This is a genomic window from Microcella sp. (assembly GCF_030645145.1).
Classification (GTDB): Bacteria; Actinomycetota; Actinomycetes; order Actinomycetales; family Microbacteriaceae; genus Microcella.
Window position 1 is genome coordinate 1 of the sequence record NZ_JAUSMI010000005.1, and the last position, 2405, is coordinate 2405.

3 protein-coding genes are annotated in these 2405 nt (G+C 70.3%); 2 read left to right on the forward strand and 1 reads right to left on the reverse strand.

Going from position 1 to position 2405, the window contains the following annotated elements; genetic code table 11:
* Nucleotides 1-220 precede the first annotated feature (220 nt).
* Nucleotides 221-1093 (forward strand): signal recognition particle-docking protein FtsY, encoded by an 873-nt coding sequence (ftsY, locus tag Q7T15_RS00230; RefSeq protein ID WP_304692083.1) that lies wholly within the window; start codon nt 221-223, stop codon nt 1091-1093.
* A gap of 21 nt (nt 1094-1114) precedes the next feature.
* Here ftsY and Q7T15_RS00235 read toward each other — a convergent pair whose 3' ends face one another.
* Nucleotides 1115-1627 carry a gamma carbonic anhydrase family protein gene (locus tag Q7T15_RS00235; RefSeq protein ID WP_304692085.1) on the reverse strand — a complete coding sequence of 171 codons (513 nt, stop codon included), beginning with the start codon at nt 1625-1627 and terminating at the stop codon, nt 1115-1117.
* A gap of 59 nt (nt 1628-1686) precedes the next feature.
* On the opposite strand from Q7T15_RS00235, the gene Q7T15_RS00240 reads away from it, so the two are divergent.
* Nucleotides 1687-2405 (forward strand): signal recognition particle receptor subunit alpha (locus Q7T15_RS00240; RefSeq protein WP_304692087.1); only part of this gene is annotated, 719 nt, incomplete at its 3' end.

Genomic DNA, 2405 nt, shown 5'->3' on the forward strand with positions numbered 1-2405 from the left:
TTGGCGCGGCGTCAGGGCCGCATTACCGTGAGACACGAGAACCTCCTGGACTCAGAGCGGTGAACTAGACAGCTCCACTCTGGTCCGGAGGTTCTCGCTATGTCACGGGTGCCAGATCAAACAACGTGCCTGGGCACTACACCTAGGCGCGCGCTCCACCCCGCGCGTCGGCTGAGCACCGCGACGCGGGAGCCCCGCCGGCCGCACTAGCCTGGGGCGCATGGCGGAACGCTCCTGGAACCTCGGCGGAGCCCTCAAGGGGCTGTTCACGAAGCCGACGATCGACGAGACCACCTGGGACGACCTCGAGACGGCGCTCATCCGCGCCGACTTCGGCCCCGACCTGACCGAGAGCATCCTCGAGCAGATGCGCGCGCAGGTCGAGCGCTACCAGACGACCGACCCGACCGACCTCAAGCGCATGCTGCGCGAGTCGATCGAGGAGCGCCTCGCCGCGCACGATCCGACCCTCACCCTGAGCGCACGCCCCGCCGTCGTGCTCGTCGTCGGCGTCAACGGCGTCGGCAAGACGACGACGATCGGCAAGTTCGCGAAGTTCCTCACCGGCTACGGCCGTAGCGTCGTCGTCGGTGCGGCCGACACCTTCCGCGCCGCCGCGGTGGAGCAGCTCGCCACGTGGGCCGACCGCGCGGGAGCATCCGTCGTCCGTCCCCAGCAGCATGGACAGGATCCGGCGAGCGTCGCGTTCCAGACCGTCCAGAGGGCGATCGAGGACGGGATCGACATCGCGATCATCGACACCGCCGGCCGCCTGCAGACCAAGGCGGGGCTCATGGACGAGCTCGCGAAGGTCCGCCGCGTCGTCGAGAAGCTCGCGCCGATCGCCGAGGTCCTCCTCGTCCTCGACGGCACGACCGGTCAGAACGGGCTCGCGCAGGCCGAGGCGTTCATCGAGCACGCCGGGGTCACGGGACTCGTGATCACGAAGCTCGACGGCTCGGCGAAGGGCGGCTTCGTGCTCGCGGTGCAGGAGCGCACGGGCATCCCGATCAAGCTCATCGGGCAGGGCGAGGCGATCGGCGACCTCACGGGCTTCACGCCGCACGTCTTCGCGGCCTCGCTCGTCCCGTAGCGCGGGCGAACGCCGCGGGGCTCAGCCGTCGAGCGCGGCGTGCTCGCGCGACAGCATCAGGTACGTGTCGGCATTGCGACGGATGCCCGCCACCTCGTCGTCCGTGAGCGCGCGCCGCACCTTCGCGGGCACGCCGGCCACGAGCGACCGGGGCGGCACGACGGTGTCCTCGAGGACGACGGCTCCCGCGGCGACGAGCGACTCGCTACCGATGACCGCCCGATTGAGCACCGTCGCGCTCATGCCGATGAGGCAGTCGTCCTCGATCGTGCAGCCGTGCAGCACCGCGGCGTGACCGACGCTCACCCGCTTGCCGACGATCGTCGGGGTGCCGGGATCGCCGTGAACGGTCACGGAGTCCTGCAGGTTCGAGTCCTCGCCGAGGACGATCGCGGCCCGATCCGCGCGGAGCACCGCGCCGTAGAAGATGCTCGCGCCGGCGTGCACCGCGACGTCGCCGATGAGCACCGCCGTGGGGGCGATCCAGGCCCGCTCATCGACCGCGGGCTCCTTGCCGAAAATGCGCCGTCGCATCCCGTCTCCTCGCTCTCGCCTCCAGTCAACCAGACGAGCCCTTCTAGAATGGGCGCATCATGGCGACCTTCGGCACTCTCTCCGACCGGCTGACTCAGACGTTCAGCGCCCTCCGCACGAAGGGCAAGCTGAGCCCGGCCGACGTCGACAAGACGGTTCGCGAGATCCGGCGCGCGCTGCTCGACGCCGACGTCGCGCTGCCCGTCGTGAAGGACTTCACGAACACGGTTCGCGAGCGCGCTCTCGGCGACGAAGTGAACAAGGCGCTCAATCCCGCCCAGCAGGTCGTGCAGATCGTCAACGAGGAGCTCGTGGCCATTCTCGGCGGCGAGCAGCGCCGGCTTGAGTTCGCGAAGAACCCGCCCACGGTCATCATGCTCGCGGGCCTCCAGGGCGCGGGCAAGACGACCCTCGCGGGCAAGCTCGCCAAGTGGCTCAAGGGCCAGGGCCACACGCCGCTGCTCGTCGCGGCCGACCTCCAGCGCCCCAACGCCGTGACGCAGCTGCAGGTCGTCGGAGAGCAGGCGGGGGCCGCGGTCTTCGCACCGGAACCGGGCAACGGCGTCGGCGACCCCGTGCGCGTCGCGAAGGACGCGATCCAGTTCGCCCGCACGCGCCTGCACGACGTCGTGATCGTCGACACCGCCGGCCGCCTCGGCGTCGACGCCGAGCTCATGAAGCAGGCCGCAAGCATCCGCACGGCCGTCGACCCCGACGAGGTGCTCTTCGTCATCGACGCGATGATCGGTCAGGACGCGGTCGCCACCGCGCAGGCGTT

Bases quoted from the DNA above. Each gene is read 5' to 3' on its own strand.
- ftsY (WP_304692083.1), top strand. From the start codon at position 221: ATGGCGGAACGCTCCTGGAACCTCGGCGGAGCCCTCAAGGGGCTGTTC.
- Q7T15_RS00235 (WP_304692085.1), bottom strand. From the start codon at position 1,627: ATGCGACGGCGCATTTTCGGCAAGGAGCCCGCGGTCGATGAGCGGGCC.